The sequence below is a fragment of the Polaromonas sp. CT11-55 genome, from assembly GCF_047303325.1.
GTDB lineage: Bacteria > Pseudomonadota > Gammaproteobacteria > Burkholderiales > Burkholderiaceae_C > Polaromonas.
This window is the reverse complement of record NZ_JBKBEX010000009.1, coordinates 15,675-39,380: the sequence shown is the minus strand read 5'-3', so window position 1 is coordinate 39,380 and position 23,706 is coordinate 15,675. Positions and strand designations below refer to the sequence as shown.

The following is a 23,706-nucleotide window of genomic DNA, read 5'->3' as shown; positions in this document are numbered from 1 at the left end:
TTTGTTTTTGCATTCATCCATTCAGGAGTCTCCATGCTTGCCCAGCTGAAATTCACCGCCGCCTCACTTTGCTGCGCCCTGCTCGCCGTGCACGGCGCCGCCTCCGCGCAGCCCATGCCCCAGGTCGGCGGCTTCCCCAACCAGGCCATCAAATTCGTCTCGCCCTTCCCGGCCGGCGGCGGCAATGACGCCACCACGCGTTTTGTCACCACCCGCCTGTCCGACATCACCGGCCAGAGCGCCATCGTCGACAACCGCGGCGGCGCCGGCGGCAACATAGGCGCCAAGGCCGTGGCCGATGCCAAGCCCGACGGCTACACCGTGCTCACGGGCCAGGTCTCGCTGATGGCCGTCAACCCGACGCTGTATGCCTCGCCGGGCTTCGATCCGCTGAAGAACTTCCTGCCCATCACCCAGATCAACGCCGCGCCGCTGGTGCTGGTGGTGCCCAGCAATTCGCCCCTGAAAAGCTTTGCCGACCTGGCCGCGCAAACCAAGGCCCCCGGCGGGCGCGTCACCTACGCCACGCCAGGCAACGGCACGCTCTCGCACCTGGTCGGCGTGGTGCTGGAAAAAGACAGCGGCATCGGCATGACCCACGTGCCCTACAAGGGCGCGGCGCCTGCCATCACCGACCTGCTGGGCGGCCAGGTGGACGTGCTCATCACCTCCACCGCCTCGGTGTCCAGCTTCATCCAGAACGGCAAGATGCGCGCCCTGGCCGTCACCAGCCCACGCCGCATCGGCGTGTTCACCAAAGTGCCCACGCTGGAAGAGCTGGGCTACAAGAACACCACCTTTGAAGATTGGTACGGTTTCTTCGCGCCGGCCGGCACGCCCCCTGAGCGCGTGGCCTACCTGCACGACAGCATCGTGCGCGCCCTGAAGACGCCCGAAGTCAGCAAGCTGATCACCGAAGGCGGCAGCGAAGTGGTCGGCAACACGTCGGCGGCCTTCGCCGCGCAGCTCAAGACGGACATTGCCCGCTGGTCGCGCGTCGTCAAACTCTCGGGCGCCAAGCTAGACTGATCGCTCATTCACCAAGGCTTTTCCGACATGAATAAAAAATCGCCGCCGGCCGACTTGCCCAGCCCGTCCGCCCTGACCCGCCTGGTCCATGCCGGCAAGCAGCCGGCCTATGAGGGCGGACGGCCTGTCAACCCGCCGGTGGTGCGCGCGAGCACCGTGCTGTTCGACAGCACGGCGCACCAGCGCGAGATGCGCCAACGGCGCGGCGAAGAGCGCGTGTTCACCTACGGGGCCCGCGGCAACCCAACCAACTACGCGCTGGAGGACATGGTCAGCGAACTTGAGGGGGCCTACCGCACGCGGCTTTTCTCCACGGGCCTGGCCGCCATCGCGATGACGCTGCTGGCCTACCTCAAGCCCGGCGACCATGTACTGATGTCGGACGGCGTCTATGAGCCGGCGCGCAAGCTGGTCGAGTCCTTCCTCACGCCCTACAACATCCGCTGCACTTTTTTTGCGGCCGACGGCAGCGACGTGGAAGAAAAAATCGAGCCGGGCACACGCATGGTGTACACCGAATGCCCTGGCTCGCTGGTCTATGAAATGTGCGACCTGCCGCGCCTGGCCGCCATCGCCCATGCGCGGGGCGCGCTGCTGGTGGCCGACAACACCTGGGGATCCGGCTACCAGTACCGGCCGCTGGCGCTGGGCGCCGACGTGTCGGTGATGGCCGCGACCAAATACCTGTCGGGCCATTCCGACGTGATGATGGGCACCGTCGCCACCACGCAAGCCGCCTGGCAGGCGCTCAATGAGCGCAGCGACGCCTTCGGCATGACGGTGAGCCCCGACGATGCCTTCCTGGTGCTGCGCGGCACGCGCAGCATGGCCGCGCGCCTGGCCGTGCATGAAAGCGGCGCCCTGAAGGTGGCGGCCTGGCTGCAGGCGCGCAGCGAGGTGGCGACGGTGTTCTGCCCGGCCCTGCCGAGCCACCCGGGCCATGCCATCTGGCAACGCGACTGTAAGGGCACCAACGGCCTGCTGTCTTTCGAGCTGCAGCAGGGCTTCGACCAGGCCGCCGCCGAGCGCCTGATCGACGACCTGCGGCTGTTCGGCCTGGGCGCGTCCTGGGGCGGCTATGAAAGCCTGGTCACGCTGGCCAACCTGCGCAATGCCCGCAGCGTGACCGACTGGTCGGGCCGCGGCCAGATCATCCGGCTGCACATCGGGCTCGAGGACCCGGCCGACCTGCTGGCCGATTTGCAGCAGGGCTTTGCCGCGCTGCAAGCCTGACCCTGGGGGCCTCTGCGCCCCTTGTTCCATATCTCCTGCGCCTTCGAGGCGCCTCTTCCCTTCGCTTCTTTTCCACGAGGTTTGCACGACCATGCCCAGCGCTGCGCGTCTCTGGCTTCTTCGCACCCGCAGCCTGTGGCCGGGCCTGGCCTTGCCGCTGCTCATCATGCTGGGCGCGACCTTTCTTTCCGAGCACTACGGCGGGCCGCAACTGCTGTACGCCCTGCTGTTCGGGCTGGCCTTTCACTTCCTCTACCAGGACGCGCGCTGCCGGCCCGGCATCGAGTTCTGCGCCAGGACGCTGCTGCGCATAGGCGTGGCCTTGCTGGGCGCGCGCATCACGCTGGCGCAGATCGGGCAGTTGGGCATGGGGCCGCTGGCCACCGCGGTGATCGCCGTTGCCAGCGCCATCGCGCTGGGCGCCTGGCTGGCGCGGCGCCTGGGCCTGGGCACCGACTTCGGCCTGCTGTGCGGCGCGGCGGTGTCCATCTGCGGCGCATCGGCGGCCCTGGCCGTGGCGGCGGTCATGCCCAAAACGCCGGACAACGAGCGCCACACGCTACTGACCGTGGTCGGTGTCACCGGCCTGTCGACGCTGGCCATGGTGGTCTACCCGCTGCTGGCCAGAATTTTGCGGCTGGACGACAGCGGCGCCGGCATCTTTCTGGGCGGCACCATCCACGACGTGGCGCAGGTCGTGGGCGCTGGCCTGATGATGTCGCACGAGACCGGCGACGTCGCGGTCATCGTCAAGCTGTTTCGCGTCACGCTGCTGGTGCCCGTGGTCGCCATGCTGGCCTGGTACTGGCGCAGGCGCAGCAGCACCGGCGATGCCGGCCCGCGCACACCGCTGCTGCCCTTCTTCCTGGTCGGCTTCATGGCGCTGGTGCTGGCCAATAGCCTGGGCGTGGTCACGCCGCGGCTCAACGAGGCGCTGGGCCAGGTCTCCCGCATCTGCCTGGTGGTCGCCATCTCGGCGCTGGGCATCAAGACCTCCTTCGAGGAACTGGTCAAGCTGGGTTGGCGGCCCATGGCGCTGATGCTGGTGGAGACGCTGTGGCTGGTTGCCATCTTCGCGGTCTACCTGTGCTTTATCCGTTAGGCGGCAACCAAACTTTTCAGGCCAACAGGCAGGCTGCCTCCGTCTCATCGCTCAGGCGGCGCAAGGCCGGCACCTCCTCGGCGCAGCGCGCAATCGCCAGCGGGCAGCGCGTGCGGAACACACAGCCTGAAGGCGGCGCCATGGGCGAAGGCAGGTCGCCCTGCAGAAGCTGGATCACTTTTTTGCGCTCCAGCGCCGGGTCGGGAATCGGGATGGCCGACAGCAAGGCCTGGGTGTAGGGATGGCGCGGCGCCGCGTACAGCGCCTTTTTGTGCGCCACTTCCATTTCATGCCCGAGGTACATCACCAGGATGCGGTCGCTGATGTGTTTGACGACGGCCAGGTCGTGCGCGATGAAGATCAGCGCGAGGCCCATGGATTTTTGCAGTTCCTTGAGCAGGTTGATGATCTGCGCCTGGATGGAGACGTCGAGCGCCGACACCGGCTCGTCGCAGATGATGAGCTTGGGCTCCAGGATCAGGGCGCGCGCAATGCCTATGCGCTGGCACTGGCCGCCGGAGAATTCGTGCGGGTAACGGTTGATCTGCTGCGGCATCAGGCCGACGCGCCCCATCATGGCCTTGACGCGCTGCATGACCTCGGCCTCGGGCATGGCCTGGCGGTGCGTGCGCAGCGGCTCGGCAATGATTTGCGCGATGGTCATGCGCGGGTCCAGCGAGGCCAGCGGGTCCTGGAAGATCATCTGGATGTCCGCCCTGGCCGCCTGCCAGGTATCGCTGGAGGCCGTGGTCATCTCCCGGCCCATCCAGGCAATGCTGCCGGCGGTGGCCGGGATCAGGTTCAGCACCGCGCGCGCCAGCGTCGATTTGCCGCAGCCCGACTCGCCCACCACGCCCAGGGTTTCGCCGGCATGGACGTCAAAGGAAATGCCGTCCACGGCCTTGAGGATGCGGGCCGGCGACCAGGGCCAGGCGCCGCCGGCCTTGATCCTGAAGTGCACTTGCAGGCCGCGCACCGACAGAATGGGTGGAGAGGCCTCACGCATGGCTGGCCTCCTTCGCCGTGAGCTCCGACACAGCCTGCACAGAGCGGTGGCAGGCCCTGAGCACGGCCGCATCGTGCTCGGCCGGCAGCAGCGCGGGCAAGATCTCGACGCACTGCTCACCGGACAAGGTGCAGCGCTCACTGAACGGGCAGCCCTTGGGCAGCTTCGCCATATTCGGCGGCGCGCCGGGAATGGCAATCAGCGTTTCGCCCTCTGCGTCCAGACGCGGTATGGCGCCCAGCAGGCCCACGGTGTAGGGATGCGAGGCGCGGTAAAAAATGCTGTCGGCGCTGCCCTGTTCCATCACGCGCCCGCCGTAGAGCACCATCACCTCATCGCACAAGCCCGCCACCACGCCCAGGTCGTGCGTGATCATGATGATGGCGGTGCCGAAATCGCGCTGCAGATCGCGCAGCAAGGCGATGATCTGCGCCTGCACCGTGACGTCCAGCGCAGTTGTGGGCTCGTCGGCGATCAGCACCTCGGGCTCGCACAGCAAGGCCATGGCGATCATCACGCGCTGGCGCATACCGCCTGAAAACTCGTGCGGGTACAGGGTGATGCGGCCCGCCGCATCGGGGATCTTGACAGCATCAAGCAACTGCACCGAACGGGCGCGCGCCGCCTTGCGGTCCAGGCCCTCGTGGAACTGCAGCACCTCGGTCATCTGCCGCTCCACCGTGAGGTAGGGATTGAGCGAAGTCATGGGGTCCTGGAAGATCATGGCCACGCGGTTGCCGCGTATTTTGTTGAGTTCGGACGGTTTCATGGCCAGCAGGTCGCGGCCCTGGTACAAGGCCTGGCCGGTGGCTTTGCCGTTGCTGGCCAGCAGGCCCATCATGGCCAGCACGCTCTGGCTTTTGCCGGAGCCGCTTTCGCCGACGATGCCCAGGGTCTGGCCCCGGTCCAGCGAAAAGTTGATGCCGTTGACGGCGTAGACCAGCCCGTCCTGGGTCTGGAACTGCACACCGAGATTCTTGACTTCGATCAGGCTCATGGTGTGGCTCAGCGTTCCTTGGGGTCCAGCGCATCGCGCAAGCCGTCCCCGATGTAGTTAAAGCAGTACAGGGTCAGCGACAGCAGGCCGGCCGGGAACAGCAGCATCCAGGACGACACTTCCATGACGGACGCACCATCGTGGATCAGAACGCCCCAGCTTGTCATAGGCTCCTGGATGCCCAGCCCCAGGAAAGACAGCACCGACTCGACCAGAATCACGGTCGGCACGGTCACCGTGGTGTAGATCACCACGACACCCAGCAGGTTGGGAACGATGTGCTGGAAGATGATGCGCCGCGTCGGCACGCCCAGCGCCCTCGCCGCCTCAATGAACTCGCGCGAGCGCAGCGACAGGGTCTGGCCGCGCACCACGCGCGCCATGTCCATCCAGGAGAACACCGTGATGGTGATCACCACCAGGTAGAAGGCTCGCCCCAAAATGGTCACCATCAGGATGGCAATCAGCAGATAGGGCACGGCGTACATCATGTCGACGACGCGCATCATGAAGGCATCCACCTTGCCGCCGATGAAGCCCGCCGTCGCCCCCCAGACAATGCCCAGCGTGACGGCCGACAAGGTGGCCAGAAAGCCCACCAGCAGCGACACGCGGCCGCCGACCAGGCTGCGCACCAGCAGGTCGCGGCCCGACTCGTCGGTGCCGAAAAAATGCGCGTTCTTGAGCGTGGGCGGCAAGCTCATGGCGTCCCAGTCGGCGGCATCGAAGGCATGCGGCAGCAGCCAGGGGCCGGCGATGCAGCACAGCGTGATCAAGGCCAGCAGTCCCAGGCTGAACACCGCCGCCTTGTTGCGCAGAAAGCGCACGCGCGCGTCGGCCCAGGGGCTGCGCCCCGCAATATCGGCCGGCGCCGTTTGCAGGGCGTTGCCCAGCGCCGCGGCCAGACGGTCCTGTTTGTCTTTGTTCCTGAACAGCATGGCGTCCCGCTTCAGTAGCGTATCTTCGGGTCAAGCAAGGCATAAGCCAGGTCGACCAGCAGGTTGAGCGTCACGGCGATCACGGTCACCAGCACCACCAGGCCCAGCACCAGGGTGTAGTCGCGGTTGGCGGCGCCGTTGACGATGAGCTTGCCTATGCCCGGCAGCGAGAACACCGATTCGGTCACGATGGCCGAGGTGATCGATGAAATCGCCAGCGGGCCCATGACGGACACCACCGGCAGCAGCGCGGGCTTGAGGGCGTGGCGCAGGATGATGGTGCGCATGGGCAGGCCCTTGGCGCGCGCAGTACGTATGAAGTTGCTGTGCAGCACCTCGATCAGGCTGCCGCGCATGACGCGCCCTATGGTGGCCACGTTGATAAAAATCAGCAGCAGCATGGGCAGCACCATGAAGCGCGGCGAAAAGTCGTCCCAGCCGCCGGCCGGGGCGACCTTGAGCCAGACCGCGAACACCAGGATCAGCACCGGGCCGATCACAAAAGACGGGAACACATGGCCCGCGTTGCCGAGCAGCATGACAAGGTAGTCGATGGCGCTGTTCTGCCGCAAGGCAGCCATGGTGCCGAGGAAGACGCCGACAAAGAGAGAGATGACGATGGCGCCCCCGCCTATCGCCGCGGAAACCGGCAGCGCCTTGGCCACCAGCTCGTTGACCGACCAGTCGGCATAGCGGAAGGACGCGCCCAGGTCGCCATGCAACAAACTGTTGAGGTAATACAGGTACTGCTGCCACAGCGGCAGGTCAAGGTGGTACTTGGCCTGCAGGTTGGCCAGCACCGCGGCGGACACCTTGCGCTCTTCGTCAAAGGGACCGCCGGGCGTGCCGTGGAGCAGGAGGTAGCAGACGGTGACCACCGCCAGCAAGGTCGGTAGGGTCGCCAGGACGCGCCTGAAGGCGTATGACCACATGAGGATATCTCCGGGCTAGTCAGTGTGAGCGCATGAAGGTGCGGGCCGGGTACAGCTTAGCCCTGAACAGCCTGCAAGGCATCAGAATATTTCGGGAAATGGAAGAAGCGGATCAGGGACGGGCAGGCGCGCGGCGGCGCCCGCCCCCATGGCCGTCATCAATGCTTGATGATGTACAGGTCCTTGCCGCGGTAGCGGTCCAGCGCGTTGGTGGTCGAATAACCGCCCACATAGGGTTTGACCAGGCGCGGCACGGTGTACTGCAGCAGCGGGATGATGGGATAGTCTTCCATGATCATCTTCGCCGCCTGGGTCAGCAGGACCTTGCGCTTGGCCGGGTCCAGCTGCTGGTTGCCTTCGTCGATCAGCGCGGAGGCCTTGCGGTTGCAGCTGTTGTGGTAGTTCTGGTCGGAGTCGCACTGCACCAGGGTCAGCCAGGTGGTTGCATCGTTGTAGTCGGCGATCCAGCCGTTGCGGGCGATCTGGTAGTCCTTGTCGGTGCGCTTCTTGATCAGCACCTTGAACTCCATGGCTTCGAGTTCAACATCCAGGCCCAGCTTGGTCTTCCACTCGGAGGCCGCGAAGATAGCCATCTTCTTGTGGTAGTCGCTGGTGTTGTAGGAGAACTTGAGTTTGGTGCCGGCAGGAAGGTTCGCCTCCTTCAGCAGCTTCTTGGCTTCGGCAATGCGCTTGTCGGCGGGCCACTTGGCCCAGTCGTAGGCAGTCACGTCGGCACCCGAAGTGCCCTTGACGATCACGCCGTAGGCCGGGGTCTGCCCGTCGGCCGTGACGCGCTGCGCCAGGATGTCGCGGTCCAGCGCCATGGACAGCGCCTTGCGCACGCGAATGTCCTTGAGGGCCGGGTCCGCATTGTTGAGCGAGTAGTAGCGCAAGCCCAGCATGTCGGTGTTGCGGATCTCCTTGGGGTACTGCGCCTTGTACTTGTCGTAGGTGCCGGGGGGAAGCTGGTAGACCCAGTCGTTTTCGCCCGACTCATAGAGCTTGACGTCAGCATTGCCGTCTTCAACCGAGAGGTAGGTGACCTTGGTGAGCTGAACGTTCTTCGCATCCCAGTAAGCGGGGTTCTTGGCCAGGATGATCTTGCTGTTGACCTGCCAGTCCTTGAGCGAGAAGGCGCCGTTGTTCACCATGTTGGCGGGCCGGGTCCAGTCCTTGCCGAATTTTTCGATGGTGGCCTTGTGCAAGGGCGCGAGCTGGGGGTTGGACACGACCTCGGGCAGGAAGTTGACCGGAAAAGGGGTCTTGATTTCCAGGGTGTAGGGGTCGACGGCCTTGACGCCCAGTTCGGTGACGGGTTTCTTGCCTTCAATGATCTCCTTGGCATTGAGCAGGAAGACGCCGTAGGTGGAGGCGTATTTTGAGGCAGTCGCCGGGTCGACGAAACGGCGCATGCTGTAGATGAAGTCGTCGGCGGTCACGGCGTCGCCGTTGGACCATTTGGCATTCTTGCGCAGCTTGAAGACCCAGGTTTGCGGGTCGACCTGCTTCCAGCTTTCCGCCACGCCGGGCACGATTTTTCCGTTGTTGTCCGCGGCACACAGGCCTTCGAACATGTCGCGGATCACGTTGTTGGCCGGCACGCCGGTCGCCAGCGCGGCGTCCAGGGTTTCAGGCTCGGAGCCGTTGTTGCGGACCAGTTCCTGGGTCTCATGCAGCTTCACGCCGGCGGGCACGTTGGCCGCGGCGGCCAGGCCGGCACAGGCCAGCAGCACGGCGCCGGCCAGGGTTTTCATCGTCCAGTTTGAGTTCATGCTTGTTTGCACTCCCGTGTAAAAAACCGGCGAGCTTGTGGCCCGCCGTGGTGGATGGAGCATCTCGCCTCCCATGGGAGGCTCGACGTTTGGCCTGTCGGTCGGCGCGAATATACCGCCGCGCCCAAGGCCGCTTCGTAGGGAGTAACCCTTCAGCAATTAGCATGCCGTGTCGCTTAAGAGACCTCGTATCGCAAGGCCCGCGCGGATACATCCGGCACACTTGCTCACAAATGAATGCCAGGCGCGCATAGCGATGCGGATCGCGGCCGGGAAACCGGCAAAAAAAAGCCCGCCCCCTAAAAGGGAGCGGGCGCCCGGGATCTGGCGGTCGACGAATTCAGCGGCTGAGCTGGGTATCAACCTTCAGGCTCAGGGCCTCTTCAGGGGGCGGCTCCTTCCAGCCGCCGCCCAGCGTCTTGTAGAGCGTGACCTGGCTTTGCAGCTGGGCCAGGCGGGTTTGCACCACGGCCTGGCGCGCGGTAAACAGCGCGCGCTGGGCATCGAGCTGGTCCAGGTAGCTGGCAATCCCGTTCTGGTAGCGCAGGTCGGCCAGCTTGAAGCGCGTGGCTTCGGCGTTGGCCTGGGCCTGCTGGGCGCGCAATTGCTCACCCAGGGTGGCACGGCCGGCCAGGGCATCGGCCACTTCTCGGAACGCCGTCTGGATGGATTTTTCGTACTGGGCGATGGCGATGTCGCGCCCGGCATTGGCCGAATCCAGGCCCGCGCGGTTGCGGCCCGCGTCAAACAGCGGAAGGATCAGTTGCGGCGCCATGGTCCAGCCGTAGGAGCCGCTCTTGAAGAGGCCGTTCAAGTGCGAGCTGGCGCTGCCGGCGCTGGCCGTCAGCGAAATGCGCGGGAAGAAGGCCGCGCGCGCCGCGCCTATGTCGGCGTTGGCGGCCAGCAGCAGCTGCTCGGCCTGGCGCACGTCGGGGCGGCGAGTCAGCAGGTCGGAGGGCAGGCCCGCCGGCACGTCAACCATCATGGGTGCATCGGCCAGGCCTTTGCCGGCCGGCAGGGCGACGGCCAGCTCGCCGATGAGCGGCTGGCCTATCAGCAAGGTCAGGGCGTTCTGGTCCAGCGCGCGCTGGCGCACCTGCTGGGCCAGCGAAGCGCGTGCCGCCTCGGTCAGAGACTCGGCCTGGCGGAAGTCCAGTTCTGAGCTGACGCCGTTGTCAAAACGCAGCTTGCTGAGCTTGAAGGACTCCTCGCGCGTGGCCAGCGTCTGCTGCGTGATCGCCAGCAGTTCCTCGTCGGCCAGCAGGCTCAGGTAGGTGTTGGCCACCGAGGCGATCAGGCTGATCTGGGTGGTCTTGCGCCCTTCTTCCGTCGCCAGGTACTGCGCCAGTGCCGACTCCTTGAGGGCGGCGACGCGGCCGAAGAAATCCAGCTCGTAAGACGTCATGATCAGACCACCGGTGTAGGAACTGGTGATGCTGCCGTTGCCGTTGGCGTTAGGCTGTCGCGAGCCGGTAATGCCGGCGTTGATGGTCGGGAACTGGTCGGCGCGCCGTATCCGATACTGCGCGCGTGCCTGCTCGATGTTGAGCACGGCGATGCGCAGGTCGCGGTTGTTGCGCAGCGCCGCGTCGATCAGCTTGCGCAGCTGCGGGTCGCTGAAGAAGGTCTGCCACTCGATGTCGGCCGCGGCCGGCGTGTTGACGGTGGCGGAACTACCAGTGGTGGTCTGTGCCGACTCGGCAATCCAGCCCGAGGCAGTGGGGTATTGGTCGGCCACGGGGGCGGCCGGCCGCTCGTACTTCGGGATCATGGAGCAACCGGCGAGCAGCGCCGCCGCGCCCAGCGCCAGAAGCTGCGGGAACCTGGATGGGAATTTACTCATGGGCCTTACCTTCATTTCCTTCCTCTCCGGTGATGCCCGCCGCCTTGGCATGCTCGGAATACATCCTGTTTTGCCGTTCGCTGCCCTTGAAGAGGCCGCGCACCACCACGAAGAACACGGGAACAAAAATCACCGCCAGGGCCGTGCCGGTGACCATGCCGCCTATCACGCCGGTGCCGATGGCGCGCTGGCTCGCCGAGCCCGCGCCCGAAGCGATCACCAGCGGCACTACGCCCAGGCCGAAGGCCAGCGAGGTCATGACGATGGGCCTAAAGCGCAAGTGGGCCGCCGCCAGGGCGGACTCGATCACGCCCTTGCCCTGCGCCTGCAAGTCCTTGGCGAACTCGATGATCAGAATCGCGTTCTTCGCCGACAGGCCGATGATGGTGATCAGGCCGACCTGGAAGTACACGTCGTTCGCATAGCCGCGGAACAAGGTAGCCAGCAGCACGCCGATCACGCCCAGCGGCACGACCAGGATCACCGCCAGCGGAATGCTCCAGCTCTCGTACAGCGCGGCCAGGCAAAGGAACACCGCCAGGATGGCAAAACCGTAGAGCAGCGTGGCCTGGGAGCCGGCGAGTTTTTCTTCGCGCGACTGGCCGGTCCATTCAAAGCCGAAGCCCTGCGGCAGCTGGGCCGCGAGTTTTTCCATCTCGGCCATGGCGGCGCCGGTGCTGTAGCCCGGCGCGGCGCTGCCGCCTATGCGCATTGCGGGGTAGCCGTTGTAGCGCACCGTCTGCATCGCGCCGGTGATCCAGCGCGTGGTGGCAAACGCCGACAGCGGCACGGGCTGCCCCTTGCTGTTGCTGGCGTTGAGCCTGAGCAGGTCGTCGGGTTGCATTCGCGCCGGCGCATCGGCCTGCACCACCACCCGCTGCAGGCGGCCCTGGTTCGGGAAGTCGTTCACATAGCTCGAGCCCAGCGAGGTCGACAGCACCGAGTTGATCGAGTCGAAGGTGACGCCCAGCGCATTGGCCTTGTCGCGGTCTATGTCGATTTGCAGCTGCGGCGCGTCTTCCAGGCCGTCGGGGCGCACCTGCGCGAGGACCGGGCTCTTGGAAGCCATGCCCAGCAACTGGTTGCGCGCATTGACCAGCGCCTGGTGGCCCGCGCCGCCGCGGTCCTGCAGGCGGAAGCTGAATCCTGAAGCCGTGCCCAGCTCCGGAATCGGCGGCGGGCTCAGCGGGTAGATGAAGGCGTCGCGCACGCCCATGAGCGCGCCAAAGGCGCGGCCGGCGACCGCGGCGGCCGAGTGCTGCTCGCCGTCGCGCTCCTTCCAGTCCTTGAGCGTCACAAAGGCGAGCGCCGCGTTCTGGCCCTGGCCGGAGAAGCTGAAACCCAGCACGCCGACCATGCTTTCGACCTCGGGCTGCTTGAGCATGAAGCCTTCGACGGTCTGCATCACCGACAGCGTGCGCTCGTAGGTGGCGCCCGGCGGCAACTGCACGTTGACCAGCAGGTTGCCCTGGTCTTCGTTGGGCAGGAAGGAAGTCGGCAGGCGCAGGTAGACCACCGCGACCGCGCCAATGATGGCCACATAAATGATGAGGTAGCGTGCCGCGCGCTTGAGGATGCGTGCGACCACGCCTTCATAGCTCTTGGCCGTGCGCGAAAAGCCGCGGTTGAACCAGCCGAAGAAGCCGGTCTTGGCGTGGTGGTGCCCGGCCTCGACCGGCTTGAGCAGGGTGGCGCACAAGGCCGGCGTGAGCGACAGGGCCATGAAGGCCGAGAAGGCGATGGACGACACCATCACCGCGGAGAACTGGCGGTAGATGTTGCCGGTCGAGCCCGCGAAGAAGGCCAGCGGCACGAACACCGAGATCAGCACCACGGTCACGCCGATGATGGCGCCCGAAATCTGCTGCATGGCCTTGCGCGTGGCTTCGAGCGGCGGCAGGCCTTCCTCGGTCATGATGCGCTCGACGTTCTCGACCACCACGATCGCATCATCGACCACGATACCGATCACCAGCACCATGCCGAACATGGTCAGCACGTTGATCGAAAAACCCAGCGCCAGCAAGGTGGCAAAGGTACCCAGCAACGCGATAGGCACCACGATGGTCGGGATGATGGTGTAGCGCCAGTTCTGCAGGAACAGGAACATCACCAGGAACACCAGCGCCACGGCCTCGAACAGGGTCTCGGCCACTTGCGAGATCGAGATCTTGACGAAACGCGAGCTGTCGTAGGGGATGCTCCACTTCATGCCCTGCGGGAAATAGCGCTCGAGCTCGGTCATCTTGGCGCGCACGGCCTGGGCCGAAGCCAGGGCATTGCCGCTGGGCGCGAGCTGCACGCCGATACCGATGGCCTGCTTGCCGTTTAGGCGCGCCGAGGTTGCATAGGACTGGCCGCCCAGTTCGATGCGCGCCACGTCTTTCAGTCGCACCGACGATCCGTCGGTGTTGGCGCGCAGCACGATGTTGCCGAACTGCTCGACGTTGGCGAGCTGGCCGTTGACCACCACGGTGGCCGCGATGCCCTGCCCCGCCACGTTGGGCCGGTCGCCTATGCTGCCGGCGGACACCTGGGCGTTCTGCGCGCGGATCGCGGTGTTGACGTCGTTGGCCGAGAGGCTGACGCCCTGGAGCTTGGCCGGGTCCAGCCAGATGCGCATGGCGCGCTCGCTGCCGAACAGCTGGGCCTGGCCTATGCCTTTGACGCGCTGCAGCTCGGGCACGATGTTGCGCGAGGCATAGTCGCCCAGCGCAATGGGGTCATGCGCGGGGTTGTCGGACGACAGCATGGTGAACAGCAGGAAGTTGGAGCGCGACTTGTCGACGCGCACGCCTTGCTGCGTCACCGCGGCGGGCAGGCGCGGCGAGGCGCGCGAGAGCCGGTTCTGCACGTCCACCTGCGCCAGGTCGGCGTTGGTGCCGGGCTCAAAGCTCAGCGTGATGCTGCCGGTGCCGTCGGCCTGCGCGACCGACTCCATGTAAATGAGGCCGGGCGAACCGTTCATTTCGCGCTCTATCACCGACAGCACGCTGTCCTCCAACGTCTGGGCCGAAGCGCCCGGGTAGGCGGTGCTGACGACGATGGCGGGCGGCGCCACGGGCGGGTACTGGGCGATCGGCAGCTGCGTGATCGCCACGCCGCCCACCACCAGGATGAACAGTGCGATCACCCAGGCAAAGATCGGCCGGTCGATGAAAAACTTGGCCATGTGCGGGGCTCCTTACTTCGCTGCCGCGGAAGCGGCGGAAGCGGCGGGTTTCGCGGCGGATGCGCTTGACGCCGGCGCCGCCGGGGCGGACGCCGCACCGGCGGCGGGCTTGGCGCCGGGCGCCTGCCACGGCACGGGCTTGACCGTGGCGCCGGGCTGCAGTTTCTGGAAGCCGTCGACCATGACCTGCTCGCCGGTCTTCAGGCCGTCCAGCACTACCCACTGGTTGCCCTGGGCCGAGCCTATCTTGATGGGTCGCGGGCTGACCTTGCCGTCGGCCCCCACCACCATGACCGTATCGCCCTGCGCAGTGCGCGTGACGGCCTGCTGCGGCAAGGTGATGGCATTGCTGACCTGCGCCTGCTCCAGGCGCACGCGCACGTAGAGGCCAGGAAGCAGCTGGCCGCCAGGATTGGGGACTTCGGCGCGCAAGGTCACCTGCCCGGTCGTGGCGTCCACCGTCAGGTCGGAAAACAGCAGGCGGCCGGGGCGCGCGTATTCGCTGCCGTCTTCCAGCACGATGCGCACGCTGGCGGCTTCGGCGCCGCTGGCGCGCTTGAACTGGCCGCTGTCCATCGCGGCGCGCAGCTTCATGATCTCGGGCGCCGACTGCGTGAAGTTGACGTACATGGGATTGATCTGCTGGACCACCGCGAGCTGCGTGGCTTCGCCCTGCCCGACCAGTGCGCCTTCAGTCACCAGCGCGCGGCCTATGCGGCCCGAGATAGGCGCCGTCACCGAGGCATAGCCCAGGTTGATGTTCGCGGTCTGCACGCTAGCCTTGCCCACGGCCACATCGGCCTCGGCCTGCTTCTGCGCGGCCACGGCGTTGGCATATTCCTGCTTGCTGACGGCGTTGGCCTCCACCAGCGGCTTGTAGCGCTCGGCCAGCGCGGTCGCCTGTGCCAGGTTGGCTTCGGCACGGGCCTGGCTGGCCTTGGCGCTGGCGGCCGCGGCTGCGTAAGGCGCGGGATCAATACTGAACAGCTGCTGGCCTGCCTTGACGTCGCTGCCTTCGCGGAACAGCCGCTTTTGCAGGATGCCGGCGGCGCGCGCCCTGACTTCGGCCACGCGTGAAGCTTCCAGGCGGCCGGGCAGTTCGGTGATCAGGCCGACATCGCCCTGGGTCACCGTGACCACGCCGACTTCCGCGGGCGGCGGCGCTCCGCCCGGAGCGCCTGCGCCTTTGCCGCATCCGGCTAGCAGCAGGGCCAATGCGGCCGCGGCGGCAAGGGGCTGGTATTTCAGGAATGAGGGGAGTACAAACGAATGGGCAACGCGAGACTTGGGCATGCTATTCCTCGAATTTTTGGGAAAAAAGCGCAAAGCAGGGCGTAGTCGGCAATGGCGGCTCAGCCGGTTGTTCGCCGAAAACGAAAAGAATAAGGGTTTTTGCGAGTGTTATAGTTTACATACATTTGTGAATGTATAACAAAAATCCAGAAATTTACATTGGAGGCAGTCGATGGCCCGTCGAACAAAAGAAGAGGCTCTGGCCACTCGCCACAAGCTGCTGGACGCGGCTGAACATCTCTTCCAGGCGCAGGGGGTGTCGCGCACCAGCCTGCAGGACATCGCCAGGCGCGCCGGCGCCACCCGCGGCGCGGTCTACTGGCACTTCAAGGACAAGGCGGACTTGTTTAACGCGATGATGGAGCGGGTCACCCTGCCCATGGAAGAGTCCTTCCACCATGAGAACGAACAACAGGAAGCCCCGGGCCCGGACGGCGAGGCCGGCCTCAACGCCATAGACAGGATACGGCTGTCCACCGTCAATGCCTTGCGGCACATCGTGACCGATACGCAGACCCGCCGGGTGTTCGAGGTCGCGACCCAGAAAGTTGAATATGTGGAGGAATTGCAGGCCGTCCGGCTGCGCCACCTCACGGTGCGCAACGGTTTTCTGGAACGCATAGAGCAAAGCCTGGGAACCGCCGCGGAGCAGATGAAGCTTGACTTGCCGGTGCCGGCATCGGTGGGCGCGCAGGGCTTGCACGCGCTGATCGACGGGCTGATCCAGAACTGGTTGCTGGACCCGCAGGCTTTTGACCTGCTGGAGGTCGGCCAGCGCGCGATTGATGTTTATTTGCGCGGGCTGGGATTTCCCGGCGAAACGCAGGGTGCCGCAGCCCCTCGCGGCATTTCCAGGCCTGTCTAGTGCAGATGCCGGGGCTTGCGCCCGCCGCCGTGGCCTGAGCCGCCCTGCGGCCCGCCCAACCCCCGCGGCGGCTTGCCGAGCTGCATGGAGTTGACCAGGGCATCAAACCGCTGCTCGAACAGCCTGTCGACGGCCGCGACGACTTCGCCGAGTTCGGAGCCGTCAAAGTGGCGCTCCATCAGGCCAATCATGTCCTGCACCAGCAAATCGCGCTGGACTTGCATGATGGCGGCTGGCGTCGGGCCGACGAAATACATCGCGAAGTCATCACGCGCCTCTTCGTCCTCGTCGCCCTCCTCCTCGTCGAAATCGGAGTCGTAGAAGGTCACCTCGATGGGCGCGCCCGCCTCGGCGAGGTCGTTCAGGCCCATGCACATTTCGTCCAGGGCCTGCCGGAAATCCTCGTCACCCGGCACGGTCCAGCACATCTGCAGCAGGTGTTTATGAACGTCGAAGCGAATGCCCGGTTCTTCCTCATAGGCGCTCGCGGCGGCCGCCGCCAGGGATTTGGAGCCCGTGTACTTCCACAGCGGCTTCAGGGCCTCCTGCAGCTGCTCAAAGGTAACTTCCACACGCAAAGGCACTTCGCCGTGCACGTGGATCTCAAAAGGTGTGTTGTAGCGGGACATGATGGAATTTATCTTACCCAGTTTTCGAAGGCGTGCCCGGCGCATGGGTGAGCCGCTGTGCTGTGGTGCCTGAGACCGGAATCGAACCGGTACGCCCGCTATTCACGAAGCGGCGGATTTTAAGTCCGCTGTGTCTACCTATTTCACCACTCAGGCTCAAACGCTTTATTTCAAAGGCCCCGTGCAAACATCCGGCCCGGCGTCTCTGGCCTATTGTCAAACAAAAAAGCCCCATGGCTGGGGCTGATTGCAGGGCTTGATGGAGGCGCGGCCCGGAGTCGAACCGGGCTAGCCGGATTTGCAATCCGGTACATAACCGCTTTGTTACCGCGCCGTATTCTGTCTGCCACCGGCTTCGGCACTATGGCCTTGCCGACTATTCGTGAAACCCCAATGAAAAAGGACAGCATTTTGAAGTGCTGCCCTTTGAATTGGAGCGGGAGAAGAGTCTCGAACTCTCGACCTCAACCTTGGCAAGGTTGCGCTCTACCAACTGAGCTACTCCCGCGATAACAGCCTCAAATTATAGCGTAGTTTTTCGGCTTTTCCAAACTGTCCGAAAAAACTTTGCGAAAGATTCAATGTTTGACCGTGCCTGCGGCTTCCGCCGGCGCAGCCGCGGCGGCCTGAGCGGCAACGGCGGCCTCTTCATCCGTCAGCGGAACAGGCTGGCGCTCAAGCGCGACCTGCAGCACCTGGTCTATCCATTTCACCGGCACGATCTCCAGGCCGCTTTTGACGTTGTCGGGAATCTCCTGCAGGTCCTTGGCATTCTCTTCGGGGATCAACACCGTCTTGATGCCGCCGCGCAAGGCCGCCAGGAGTTTTTCCTTCAGGCCGCCGATCGCGGTGACTTCACCGCGCAGCGTGATCTCGCCCGTCATGGCCACGTCGCCGCGCACCGGGATGCCGGTCAATGCGGACACAAAAGCCGTCGTCATCGCGGCGCCGGCGCTCGGGCCGTCCTTGGGCGTCGCGCCGTCGGGCACGTGGATGTGGATGTCTCGCTTTTCGAACATCTCGTCCTTGATGCCGAGTACCTTGGCGCGGCTGCGCACCACCGTGCGCGCGGCTTCCACGGACTCCTTCATGACGTCGCCGAGCGAACCGGTGCGCGTGATCACGCCCTTGCCGGGCATGATGGCTGCTTCGATGGTCAGCAGGTCGCCGCCGACCTCGGTCCATGCCAGGCCCACGACCTGGCCGACCTGGTTCTGCTGCTCGGCGCGGCCGTAGTTGTACTTGCGCACGCCCAGGAACTCGTTGAGGTTGTCCGGTGTGACGACAACCTTGGGCTCCATCTTCTTGAGCTGTATGCCCTTGATGACCTTGCGGCAGATCTTGGAGAGTTCGCGCTCCAGCGAGCGCACCCCGGCTTCACGCGTGTAGTAGCGCACGATGTCGCGCACGGCCTGCTCCTGCACCTCAAGTTCGCCTTCCTTCACGCCGTTGTTCTTGACCTGCTTGGGCAGCAGGTAACGCATGGCGATGCTGGTTTTTTCGTCCTCGGTGTAGCCGGACAGGCGGATGACTTCCATGCGGTCCAGCAGGGCCGGAGGAATGTTCATCGAGTTCGAGGTGGCCACGAACATCACGTCGCTGAGGTCGAAGTCGACCTCGACGTAGTGGTCGCCGAAAGTGTGGTTCTGCTCCGGGTCCAACACCTCCAGCAGGGCGCTGGAAGGATCGCCGCGGAAGTCGGTGCCCAGCTTGTCGATCTCATCGAGCAGGAACAGCGGGTTACGCGTGCCGGCCTTGGTCAGGCTTTGCAGGACCTTGCCCGGCAAGGCGCCGATGTAGGTACGGCGATGCCCGCGGATTTCCGCCTCGTCGCGCATGCCGCCCAGGGCCATGCGCACATACTTGCGGCCCGTCGCCTTGGCGATGGACTGGCCCAGCGAGGTCTTGCCCACGCCGGGAGGCCCGACCAGGCACAGGATGGGCGCCTTGAGCTTGTCGACGCGTTGCTGCACCGCGAGGTATTCGACGATGCGGTCCTTGACTTTCTCGAGCCCGTAGTGGTCTTCGTTGAGCACGTTCTCGGCATTGCCCAGGTCGTGCTTGATCTTGGTCTTCTTGCTCCAGGGCAGGCCGGTCAGCACGTCGATGTAGGTGCGCACCACGGTCGCCTCGGCGGACATGGGCGACATGAGCTTGAGTTTCTTGAGCTCGCTCTCGGCCTTTTTGCGGGCTTCCTGCGGCATCTTGGCCGACTTGATCTTTTTCTCGATCTCTTCGATGTCGGCGCCCTCTTCGCCCTCGCCCAGTTCCTTCTGGATGGCCTTGACCTGCTCGTTGAGGTAGAAGTCGCGCTGGTTCTTTTCCATCTGGCGCTTCACACGGCCACGGATTTTCTTATCGACATTGAGGATGTCGACCTCGCGCTCGAGCTGCTCATACAGGTTCTCGAGCCGCGCCTTGACGTTGGCCAGGTCCAGGATGACCTGCTTCGCGTCGAGCTTGAGCGGCAGGTGCGCGGCAATCGTGTCGGCCAGGCGGCCGGCATCGTCGATGCTGGAGATCGAAGTCAGGATCTCGGGCGGGATTTTTTTGTTCAGTTTGACGTAGTGGTCGAACTGCTGCATCACGGCCCGACGCAAGGCCTCGATTTCACTGGTCTTGTCGCCGGCGATCACGGCCACGGTTTCGACGGGCGTGACATTGGCCGAGAAATGCTGCTCGCCTTCTTCAATCTTGTTGACGCTGGCACGCTGCTGGCCTTCAACCAGCACCTTCACGGTGCCGTCGGGCAGCTTGAGCAGTTGCAGGATGGTGGCCACGCAGCCGACCTCGAACATGTCCTCGACCGAAGGCTCGTCCTTGGCGGCGGCTTTTTGCGCCACCAGCATGATGCGGCGCTCGGCCTCCATGGCCGACTCCAGCGCCTTGATGCTCTTGGGACGGCCCACGAACAGCGGGATCACCATGTGCGGAAAAACCACCACGTCCCGCAAAGGCAGAAGGGGGAGGTCTATGGGGGTGGAAGGCAATGAAGTTTGTCCGGACATATAAACCTTAAACGTTAGCCGTGACGGCCAGTTGCATGGCCCGGCGAAACACAATCAACCCAGACATGGGGCGCAGGGGAGCGCTTTTCAAGCATTCCGGCCAGCCTTTATGGTGCTCAGGCTTTCTTGGCCGCTTCGCGGTACACCAACAAGGGAGCCTTGTTTTCCTCGATTGTGGACTCGTCCACGACAACCTTGTCGACGTTGCTGGCATTGGGCAAGTCGAACATGGTGTCTATCAGCGACTGCTCCAGGATGGAGCGCAGGCCGCGCGCGCCGGTCTTGCGGGCCAGGGCCTTGCGGGCGATGGCCTTGAGCGCTGAGGGTCGAATCTCGAGGTCCACGCCTTCCATGGCCAGCAGTTTGCTGAACTGCTTGACGACGGCGTTTTTCGGCTCGGTCAGGATCTGCACCAGGGCGTCTTCGCTGAGCTCGGCCAGCGTGGCGACCACGGGCATGCGCCCGACCAGTTCGGGGATCAGGCCGAACTTGATCAGGTCTTCCGGCTCGACTTCCTTGAAGGCTTCGGTCAGGGTGCGGGATTTCTTGCTTTTGACGGTTGCGCCAAAACCCATGCCCGAGGCTTCCGTGCGGTTTTCGATGACTTTTTCGAGGCCGGCGAAAGCGCCACCGCAAATGAACAGGATGTTGGTGGTGTCCACCTGCAGGAAATCCTGGTTCGGGTGCTTGCGGCCGCCCTGCGGCGGCACCGAGGCCATGGTGCCCTCGATCAGCTTGAGCAGCGCCTGCTGCACGCCCTCGCCAGACACGTCGCGCGTGATGGACGGGTTGTCGGACTTGCGCGAGATCTTGTCGATTTCGTCGATGTAGACGATGCCCTGCTGGGCGCGCTCGACCTCATAGTTGCAGCTCTGCAGCAGCTTCTGGATGATGTTTTCGACGTCCTCGCCCACATAGCCGGCCTCGGTCAGCGTGGTGGCGTCGGCCATCACAAAGGGCACATTGAGGGTGCGCGCCAGCGTCTGGGCCAGCAGGGTCTTGCCCGAGCCGGTGGGGCCGATCAGCAGGATATTGCTCTTGGTCAGCTCCACGTCGTCTTTTTTGGCTTTTTCCTTGTGGCGCAGGCGCTTGTAGTGGTTGTAGACGGCCACGGCCAGCGTGCGCTTGGCCGGTTCCTGGCCGATCACATAGCCGTCCAGCGTTCCCTTGATTTCCAGGGGCGTGGGCAAATCGGTGCGGGTTTCGCGGACATCTTCGCCGGCGGGGAGTTCGTCGCGAATGATCTCGTTGCACAGATCGATGCATTCGTCGCAAATGAATACCGAGGGGCCAGCGATCAGTTTTTTGACTTCGTGCTGACTTTTACCGCAAAAAGAGCAGTGCAAAGTCTTTTCGCTGGAGGAGCCTTTTTTCTCGGCCATTGGTGGGGATGCCTTTAAGGAGCCTGAAGGGAACTGTTACCTAATGATAACCAATAAAAAAACGGCGTTTCTGTTACAGAAAACGCCGTTGTTGCAGAGCAACTTGAGGGGGTTCCGGGCCGACTGGCCGGTTTTACCGCCCTGGGACGCTTAAGGCCGCTTGGCGATCACCTGGTCGACCAGGCCGTATTCCTTGGCGTCTTCCGCGAACATGAAGTAGTCACGCTCGGTATCGCGCTCGATTTTCTCGATCGGCTGGCCGGTGTTGGCCGCCAGGATGCGGTTGAGCTGGTCGCGCGTCTTGAGGATGTCGCGGGCGTGGATTTCAATGTCCGTCGCCTGGCCCTGGGCGCCGCCCGAGGGCTGGTGAATCATCACGCGCGAATTCGGCAGCGAAAAGCGTTTGCCCTTGGCGCCGGCCGACAACAAGAAGGCGCCCATGCTGGCCGCCATGCCCACGCAGAGCGTGGAAACGTCGGGCTTGATGAACTGCATGGTGTCGTAAATCGCCATGCCGGCCGTGACGGAGCCGCCCGGCGAGTTGATGTAGAAGGAAATGTCCTTGTCCGGGTTTTCGCTTTCCAGGAACAGGAGCTGGGCCACCACTAGGTTGGCCGTCTGGTCGTTGACCGGGCCCACCAGGAAAATCACGCGTTCCTTGAGCAGGCGCGAATAAATGTCGTAGGAGCGCTCGCCGCGGCCGGATTGCTCGATGACCATGGGCACCATGCCCAGGCCTTGCGCATCCTGGGCGCCGGCTTGCGGGCCGGTATAGGCGCCGCCGTAAATACTGTTTCGGACCATCATGTGTTCTCCAGAGATGTTTGTACTGTACCCAAAAATTCCACCCGGGAATTTCGGCGAAGGCTGGCGGCGTACTCGCGGGCTGCCGATGCCGTAGCCCAAAGAAATTGGGGCCTGCGCCGCAAAGCACAAGCCCCAACGTCAACAAAGGCGCTGAAGAATCAGTTCTGGCCCATCAGGTCGTCGAAGGAAATGGCTTTTTCGGTGACCTTGGCCTTGCCCAGCACGAAGTCGGTGACGTTGTTTTCGATCACAACCGCCTCGACTTCGGCCATGCGGCGGTTGTCGCTCAGGTACCAGCGCACCACGTCCTGCGGTTTTTCGTAGCTGGCGGCCAGCTCTTCGATGTGGGCCTTGAGCTGCTCAGGCTTGGCTTGCAGTTCGTTGGTACGCACCAGTTCGGCGACCACCAGGCCCAGGCGCACGCGCTTTTCGGCTTGCGGGCGGAAGATTTCTTCGGGAATCGGCGCCTTGTCGGCGTCCTTGATGCCGCGCTGCTTGAGGTCGGCGCGGGCACCTTCGACCATGCGGTCCAGTTCGGCCTGCACGCTGGACTTGGGCAGGTCGAGTTCAGCGTTGGCGACCAGCGCGTCCATCACGGCGTTCTTGTTGCGGGCCAGCAGGCGGAACTTGACTTCGCGCTCGAGGTTTTTCTTGATGTCGGCGCGCAGGCCTTCAACCGTCGCGTCGGCGATACCCAGGGACTTGGCCAGGGCCTCATTGACTTCAGGCAGGTGGGCGGCTTCGATCTTCTTGACCGTCACGAGGAAGTCGGCTTGTTTGCCCGCCACGTCCTTTCCGTGGTAGTCGGCCGGGAAGTTCAGCGGGAAAGTCTTGCTCTCGCCGGTTTTCATGCCGCGCACGGCGTCTTCGAATTCCTTGAGCATCTGGCCGTCGCCGATCAGGAACTGGTAGTCCTCGGCCTTGCCGCCGGCGAAAGGTTCGCCGTCGATCTTGCCTTCAAAGTCGATGGTGGCGCGGTCGCCGTCCTGCGCGGGCGCATCGGCCGCGCGCTGGGCGAAGGTGCGGCGCTGCTTGCGCAGGATGTCCAGGGTCTTGTCGATGGCCGCGTCGCTGACTTCGGCACTGACTTTTTCGACCTGGGCATTCGACAGGTCGGCGATCTTGACTTCGGGATAGACCTCGAAGACCGCGTCGAACGCGAGTTCGCCTTCAGGAGCACCTTCTTTTTCGCTGATGCGGGGCTGGCCGGCAACGCGAAGCTTGGCTTCGTTGGCGGCCACGGCGAAGGCTTCACCGACCTTGTCGTTCATGACCTCGTAGTGCACCGAGTAGCCGTAGCGCTGGGCCACGACATTCATGGGAACCTTGCCGGGACGGAAACCGTCCATCTTGACCGTGCGGGCCAGGCGCTTGAGGCGGGTGTCAACTTCCGACTGGATGGTGTTGACGGGCAGCGTGAGCGTCATCTTGCGCTCGAGCTTTTCAAGGGTTTCAACAGTCACGGCCATGATGGTCTTCCTAAGATCAAAAAGTAGTCAAAACAGGTTTTCACCTGGCATGTCGCGGGTTTTCCGCAACGCCTGAGCGCATGGACGCAAGAACTGCCGCCCGCAAGCCTCAGGGTGGTGCGCGGGGGGGGACTCGAACCCCCACACCATTGCTGGCGTCAGGACCTAAACCTGGTGCGTCTACCAATTTCGCCACCCGCGCGCCGGAAATAAAAACGGGAATCCGAAA

Annotated in this window: 17 protein-coding genes and 4 tRNA genes; 4 read left to right on the top strand and 17 right to left on the bottom strand. The window is 64.3% G+C overall.

The genetic code is table 11. The annotated features are described in order from the left end of the window. Window positions 1–33 precede the first annotated feature (33 nt). The 3 genes from ACEN8I_RS10725 (at window position 34) to ACEN8I_RS10715 (ending at window position 3,364) form a co-directional block, all read left to right on the top strand. Window positions 34–1,029, top strand: a complete 996-nt coding sequence (locus ACEN8I_RS10725; RefSeq protein WP_413328403.1) for a Bug family tripartite tricarboxylate transporter substrate binding protein — start codon at window positions 34–36, stop codon at window positions 1,027–1,029. Window positions 1,030–1,056: 27 nt separating this feature from the next. Beyond that, on the top strand, window positions 1,057–2,262 hold the full coding sequence (gene metC / locus ACEN8I_RS10720; RefSeq protein WP_413328402.1) for a cystathionine beta-lyase: 1,206 nt from the start codon (window positions 1,057–1,059) through the stop codon (window positions 2,260–2,262). Window positions 2,263–2,353: 91 nt separating this feature from the next. Beyond that, window positions 2,354–3,364, top strand: a complete 1,011-nt coding sequence (locus ACEN8I_RS10715) for a YeiH family protein (protein WP_413328401.1) — start codon at window positions 2,354–2,356, stop codon at window positions 3,362–3,364. Window positions 3,365–3,380: 16 nt separating this feature from the next. On the opposite strand, the gene oppF is transcribed toward ACEN8I_RS10715, so the two are convergent. The 8 genes from oppF to ACEN8I_RS10675 form a co-directional block, all read right to left on the bottom strand. Further along, window positions 3,381–4,370: a murein tripeptide/oligopeptide ABC transporter ATP binding protein OppF gene (oppF, locus tag ACEN8I_RS10710; RefSeq protein WP_413328400.1), complete on the bottom strand. Its 990-nt coding sequence runs from the start codon at window positions 4,368–4,370 to the stop codon at window positions 3,381–3,383. Beyond that, window positions 4,363–5,367, bottom strand: coding sequence for an oligopeptide/dipeptide ABC transporter ATP-binding protein (locus ACEN8I_RS10705; protein ID WP_413328397.1), 1,005 nt, complete (start codon window positions 5,365–5,367; stop codon window positions 4,363–4,365). Before ACEN8I_RS10705 ends, oppF begins: the two co-directional genes overlap by 8 nt. 8 nt (window positions 5,368–5,375) lie before the next feature. Continuing rightward, entirely contained in the window at window positions 5,376–6,305 is a 930-nt protein-coding gene (locus tag ACEN8I_RS10700; RefSeq protein WP_413328396.1) for an ABC transporter permease subunit, read from the bottom strand. Between the two features lie 11 nt (window positions 6,306–6,316). Beyond that, window positions 6,317–7,237, bottom strand: coding sequence for an oligopeptide ABC transporter permease OppB (gene oppB / locus ACEN8I_RS10695; protein WP_413328395.1), 921 nt, complete (start codon window positions 7,235–7,237; stop codon window positions 6,317–6,319). 158 nt (window positions 7,238–7,395) lie between these two features. Beyond that, window positions 7,396–9,009, bottom strand: coding sequence for a peptide ABC transporter substrate-binding protein (locus ACEN8I_RS10690; protein WP_413328394.1), 1,614 nt, complete (start codon window positions 9,007–9,009; stop codon window positions 7,396–7,398). Window positions 9,010–9,349: 340 nt separating this feature from the next. Beyond that, window positions 9,350–10,852, bottom strand: a complete 1,503-nt coding sequence (locus tag ACEN8I_RS10685) for an efflux transporter outer membrane subunit (protein ID WP_413328392.1) — start codon at window positions 10,850–10,852, stop codon at window positions 9,350–9,352. Further along, complete coding sequence (locus ACEN8I_RS10680) at window positions 10,845–14,024, bottom strand: efflux RND transporter permease subunit (RefSeq protein WP_413328391.1); 3,180 nt, start codon at window positions 14,022–14,024, stop codon at window positions 10,845–10,847. The genes ACEN8I_RS10685 and ACEN8I_RS10680 overlap by 8 nt, the downstream gene beginning before the upstream one ends. Before the next feature lie 12 nt (window positions 14,025–14,036). Continuing rightward, entirely contained in the window at window positions 14,037–15,317 is a 1,281-nt protein-coding gene (locus ACEN8I_RS10675; RefSeq protein ID WP_413328389.1) for an efflux RND transporter periplasmic adaptor subunit, read from the bottom strand. A gap of 172 nt (window positions 15,318–15,489) precedes the next feature. On the opposite strand from ACEN8I_RS10675, the gene ACEN8I_RS10670 reads away from it, so the two are divergent. Further along, on the top strand, window positions 15,490–16,182 hold the full coding sequence (locus tag ACEN8I_RS10670; protein ID WP_413328388.1) for a TetR family transcriptional regulator: 693 nt from the start codon (window positions 15,490–15,492) through the stop codon (window positions 16,180–16,182). On the opposite strand, the gene ACEN8I_RS10665 is transcribed toward ACEN8I_RS10670, so the two are convergent. The 9 genes from ACEN8I_RS10665 to ACEN8I_RS10625 all read right to left on the bottom strand — a co-directional run bounded on the left by ACEN8I_RS10665 (window position 16,179) and on the right by ACEN8I_RS10625 (window position 23,679). Beyond that, window positions 16,179–16,811 carry a DUF6806 family protein gene (locus ACEN8I_RS10665; protein ID WP_007870593.1) on the bottom strand — a complete coding sequence of 211 codons (633 nt, stop codon included), beginning with the start codon at window positions 16,809–16,811 and terminating at the stop codon, window positions 16,179–16,181. The two genes, ACEN8I_RS10670 and ACEN8I_RS10665, sit on opposite strands and share 4 nt — an antisense overlap. Window positions 16,812–16,874: 63 nt before the next feature. Further along, window positions 16,875–16,967 (bottom strand) — tRNA-Leu (locus ACEN8I_RS10660). Between the two features lie 104 nt (window positions 16,968–17,071). After that, window positions 17,072–17,145: transfer RNA gene (locus ACEN8I_RS10655), tRNA-Cys, on the bottom strand. A 98-nt stretch (window positions 17,146–17,243) separates the two neighbouring features. Continuing rightward, window positions 17,244–17,319, bottom strand: a tRNA-Gly gene (locus tag ACEN8I_RS10650). 70 nt (window positions 17,320–17,389) lie between these two features. Further along, window positions 17,390–19,819: an endopeptidase La gene (gene lon / locus ACEN8I_RS10645; protein ID WP_413328387.1), complete on the bottom strand. Its 2,430-nt coding sequence runs from the start codon at window positions 19,817–19,819 to the stop codon at window positions 17,390–17,392. A 116-nt stretch (window positions 19,820–19,935) separates the two neighbouring features. Continuing rightward, entirely contained in the window at window positions 19,936–21,201 is a 1,266-nt protein-coding gene (gene clpX / locus ACEN8I_RS10640; protein WP_074575347.1) for an ATP-dependent Clp protease ATP-binding subunit ClpX, read from the bottom strand. 150 nt (window positions 21,202–21,351) lie between these two features. Continuing rightward, window positions 21,352–22,008 carry an ATP-dependent Clp endopeptidase proteolytic subunit ClpP gene (clpP, locus tag ACEN8I_RS10635; RefSeq protein ID WP_413328386.1) on the bottom strand — a complete coding sequence of 219 codons (657 nt, stop codon included), beginning with the start codon at window positions 22,006–22,008 and terminating at the stop codon, window positions 21,352–21,354. A 158-nt stretch (window positions 22,009–22,166) separates the two neighbouring features. Continuing rightward, window positions 22,167–23,477 carry a trigger factor gene (tig, locus tag ACEN8I_RS10630; RefSeq protein WP_413328385.1) on the bottom strand — a complete coding sequence of 437 codons (1,311 nt, stop codon included), beginning with the start codon at window positions 23,475–23,477 and terminating at the stop codon, window positions 22,167–22,169. A 115-nt stretch (window positions 23,478–23,592) separates the two neighbouring features. Continuing rightward, window positions 23,593–23,679 (bottom strand) — tRNA-Leu (locus ACEN8I_RS10625). Between the last annotated feature and the right edge of the window lie 27 nt (window positions 23,680–23,706).

What these genes read in the sequence shown, in the direction of transcription:
- ACEN8I_RS10725 (WP_413328403.1), top strand. Translation starts at nt 34, where the DNA reads ATGCTTGCCCAGCTGAAATTCACCGCCGCCTCACTTTGCTGCGCCCTG.
- metC (WP_413328402.1), top strand. Translation starts at nt 1,057, where the DNA reads ATGAATAAAAAATCGCCGCCGGCCGACTTGCCCAGCCCGTCCGCCCTG.
- ACEN8I_RS10715 (WP_413328401.1), top strand. Translation starts at nt 2,354, where the DNA reads ATGCCCAGCGCTGCGCGTCTCTGGCTTCTTCGCACCCGCAGCCTGTGG.
- oppF (WP_413328400.1), bottom strand. Translation starts at nt 4,370, where the DNA reads ATGCGTGAGGCCTCTCCACCCATTCTGTCGGTGCGCGGCCTGCAAGTG.
- ACEN8I_RS10705 (WP_413328397.1), bottom strand. Translation starts at nt 5,367, where the DNA reads ATGAGCCTGATCGAAGTCAAGAATCTCGGTGTGCAGTTCCAGACCCAG.
- ACEN8I_RS10700 (WP_413328396.1), bottom strand. Translation starts at nt 6,305, where the DNA reads ATGCTGTTCAGGAACAAAGACAAACAGGACCGTCTGGCCGCGGCGCTG.
- oppB (WP_413328395.1), bottom strand. Translation starts at nt 7,237, where the DNA reads ATGTGGTCATACGCCTTCAGGCGCGTCCTGGCGACCCTACCGACCTTG.
- ACEN8I_RS10690 (WP_413328394.1), bottom strand. Translation starts at nt 9,009, where the DNA reads ATGAACTCAAACTGGACGATGAAAACCCTGGCCGGCGCCGTGCTGCTG.
- ACEN8I_RS10685 (WP_413328392.1), bottom strand. Translation starts at nt 10,852, where the DNA reads ATGAGTAAATTCCCATCCAGGTTCCCGCAGCTTCTGGCGCTGGGCGCG.
- ACEN8I_RS10680 (WP_413328391.1), bottom strand. Translation starts at nt 14,024, where the DNA reads ATGGCCAAGTTTTTCATCGACCGGCCGATCTTTGCCTGGGTGATCGCA.
- ACEN8I_RS10675 (WP_413328389.1), bottom strand. Translation starts at nt 15,317, where the DNA reads ATGCCCAAGTCTCGCGTTGCCCATTCGTTTGTACTCCCCTCATTCCTG.
- ACEN8I_RS10670 (WP_413328388.1), top strand. Translation starts at nt 15,490, where the DNA reads ATGGCCCGTCGAACAAAAGAAGAGGCTCTGGCCACTCGCCACAAGCTG.
- ACEN8I_RS10665 (WP_007870593.1), bottom strand. Translation starts at nt 16,811, where the DNA reads ATGTCCCGCTACAACACACCTTTTGAGATCCACGTGCACGGCGAAGTG.
- lon (WP_413328387.1), bottom strand. Translation starts at nt 19,819, where the DNA reads ATGTCCGGACAAACTTCATTGCCTTCCACCCCCATAGACCTCCCCCTT.
- clpX (WP_074575347.1), bottom strand. Translation starts at nt 21,201, where the DNA reads ATGGCCGAGAAAAAAGGCTCCTCCAGCGAAAAGACTTTGCACTGCTCT.
- clpP (WP_413328386.1), bottom strand. Translation starts at nt 22,008, where the DNA reads ATGATGGTCCGAAACAGTATTTACGGCGGCGCCTATACCGGCCCGCAA.
- tig (WP_413328385.1), bottom strand. Translation starts at nt 23,477, where the DNA reads ATGGCCGTGACTGTTGAAACCCTTGAAAAGCTCGAGCGCAAGATGACG.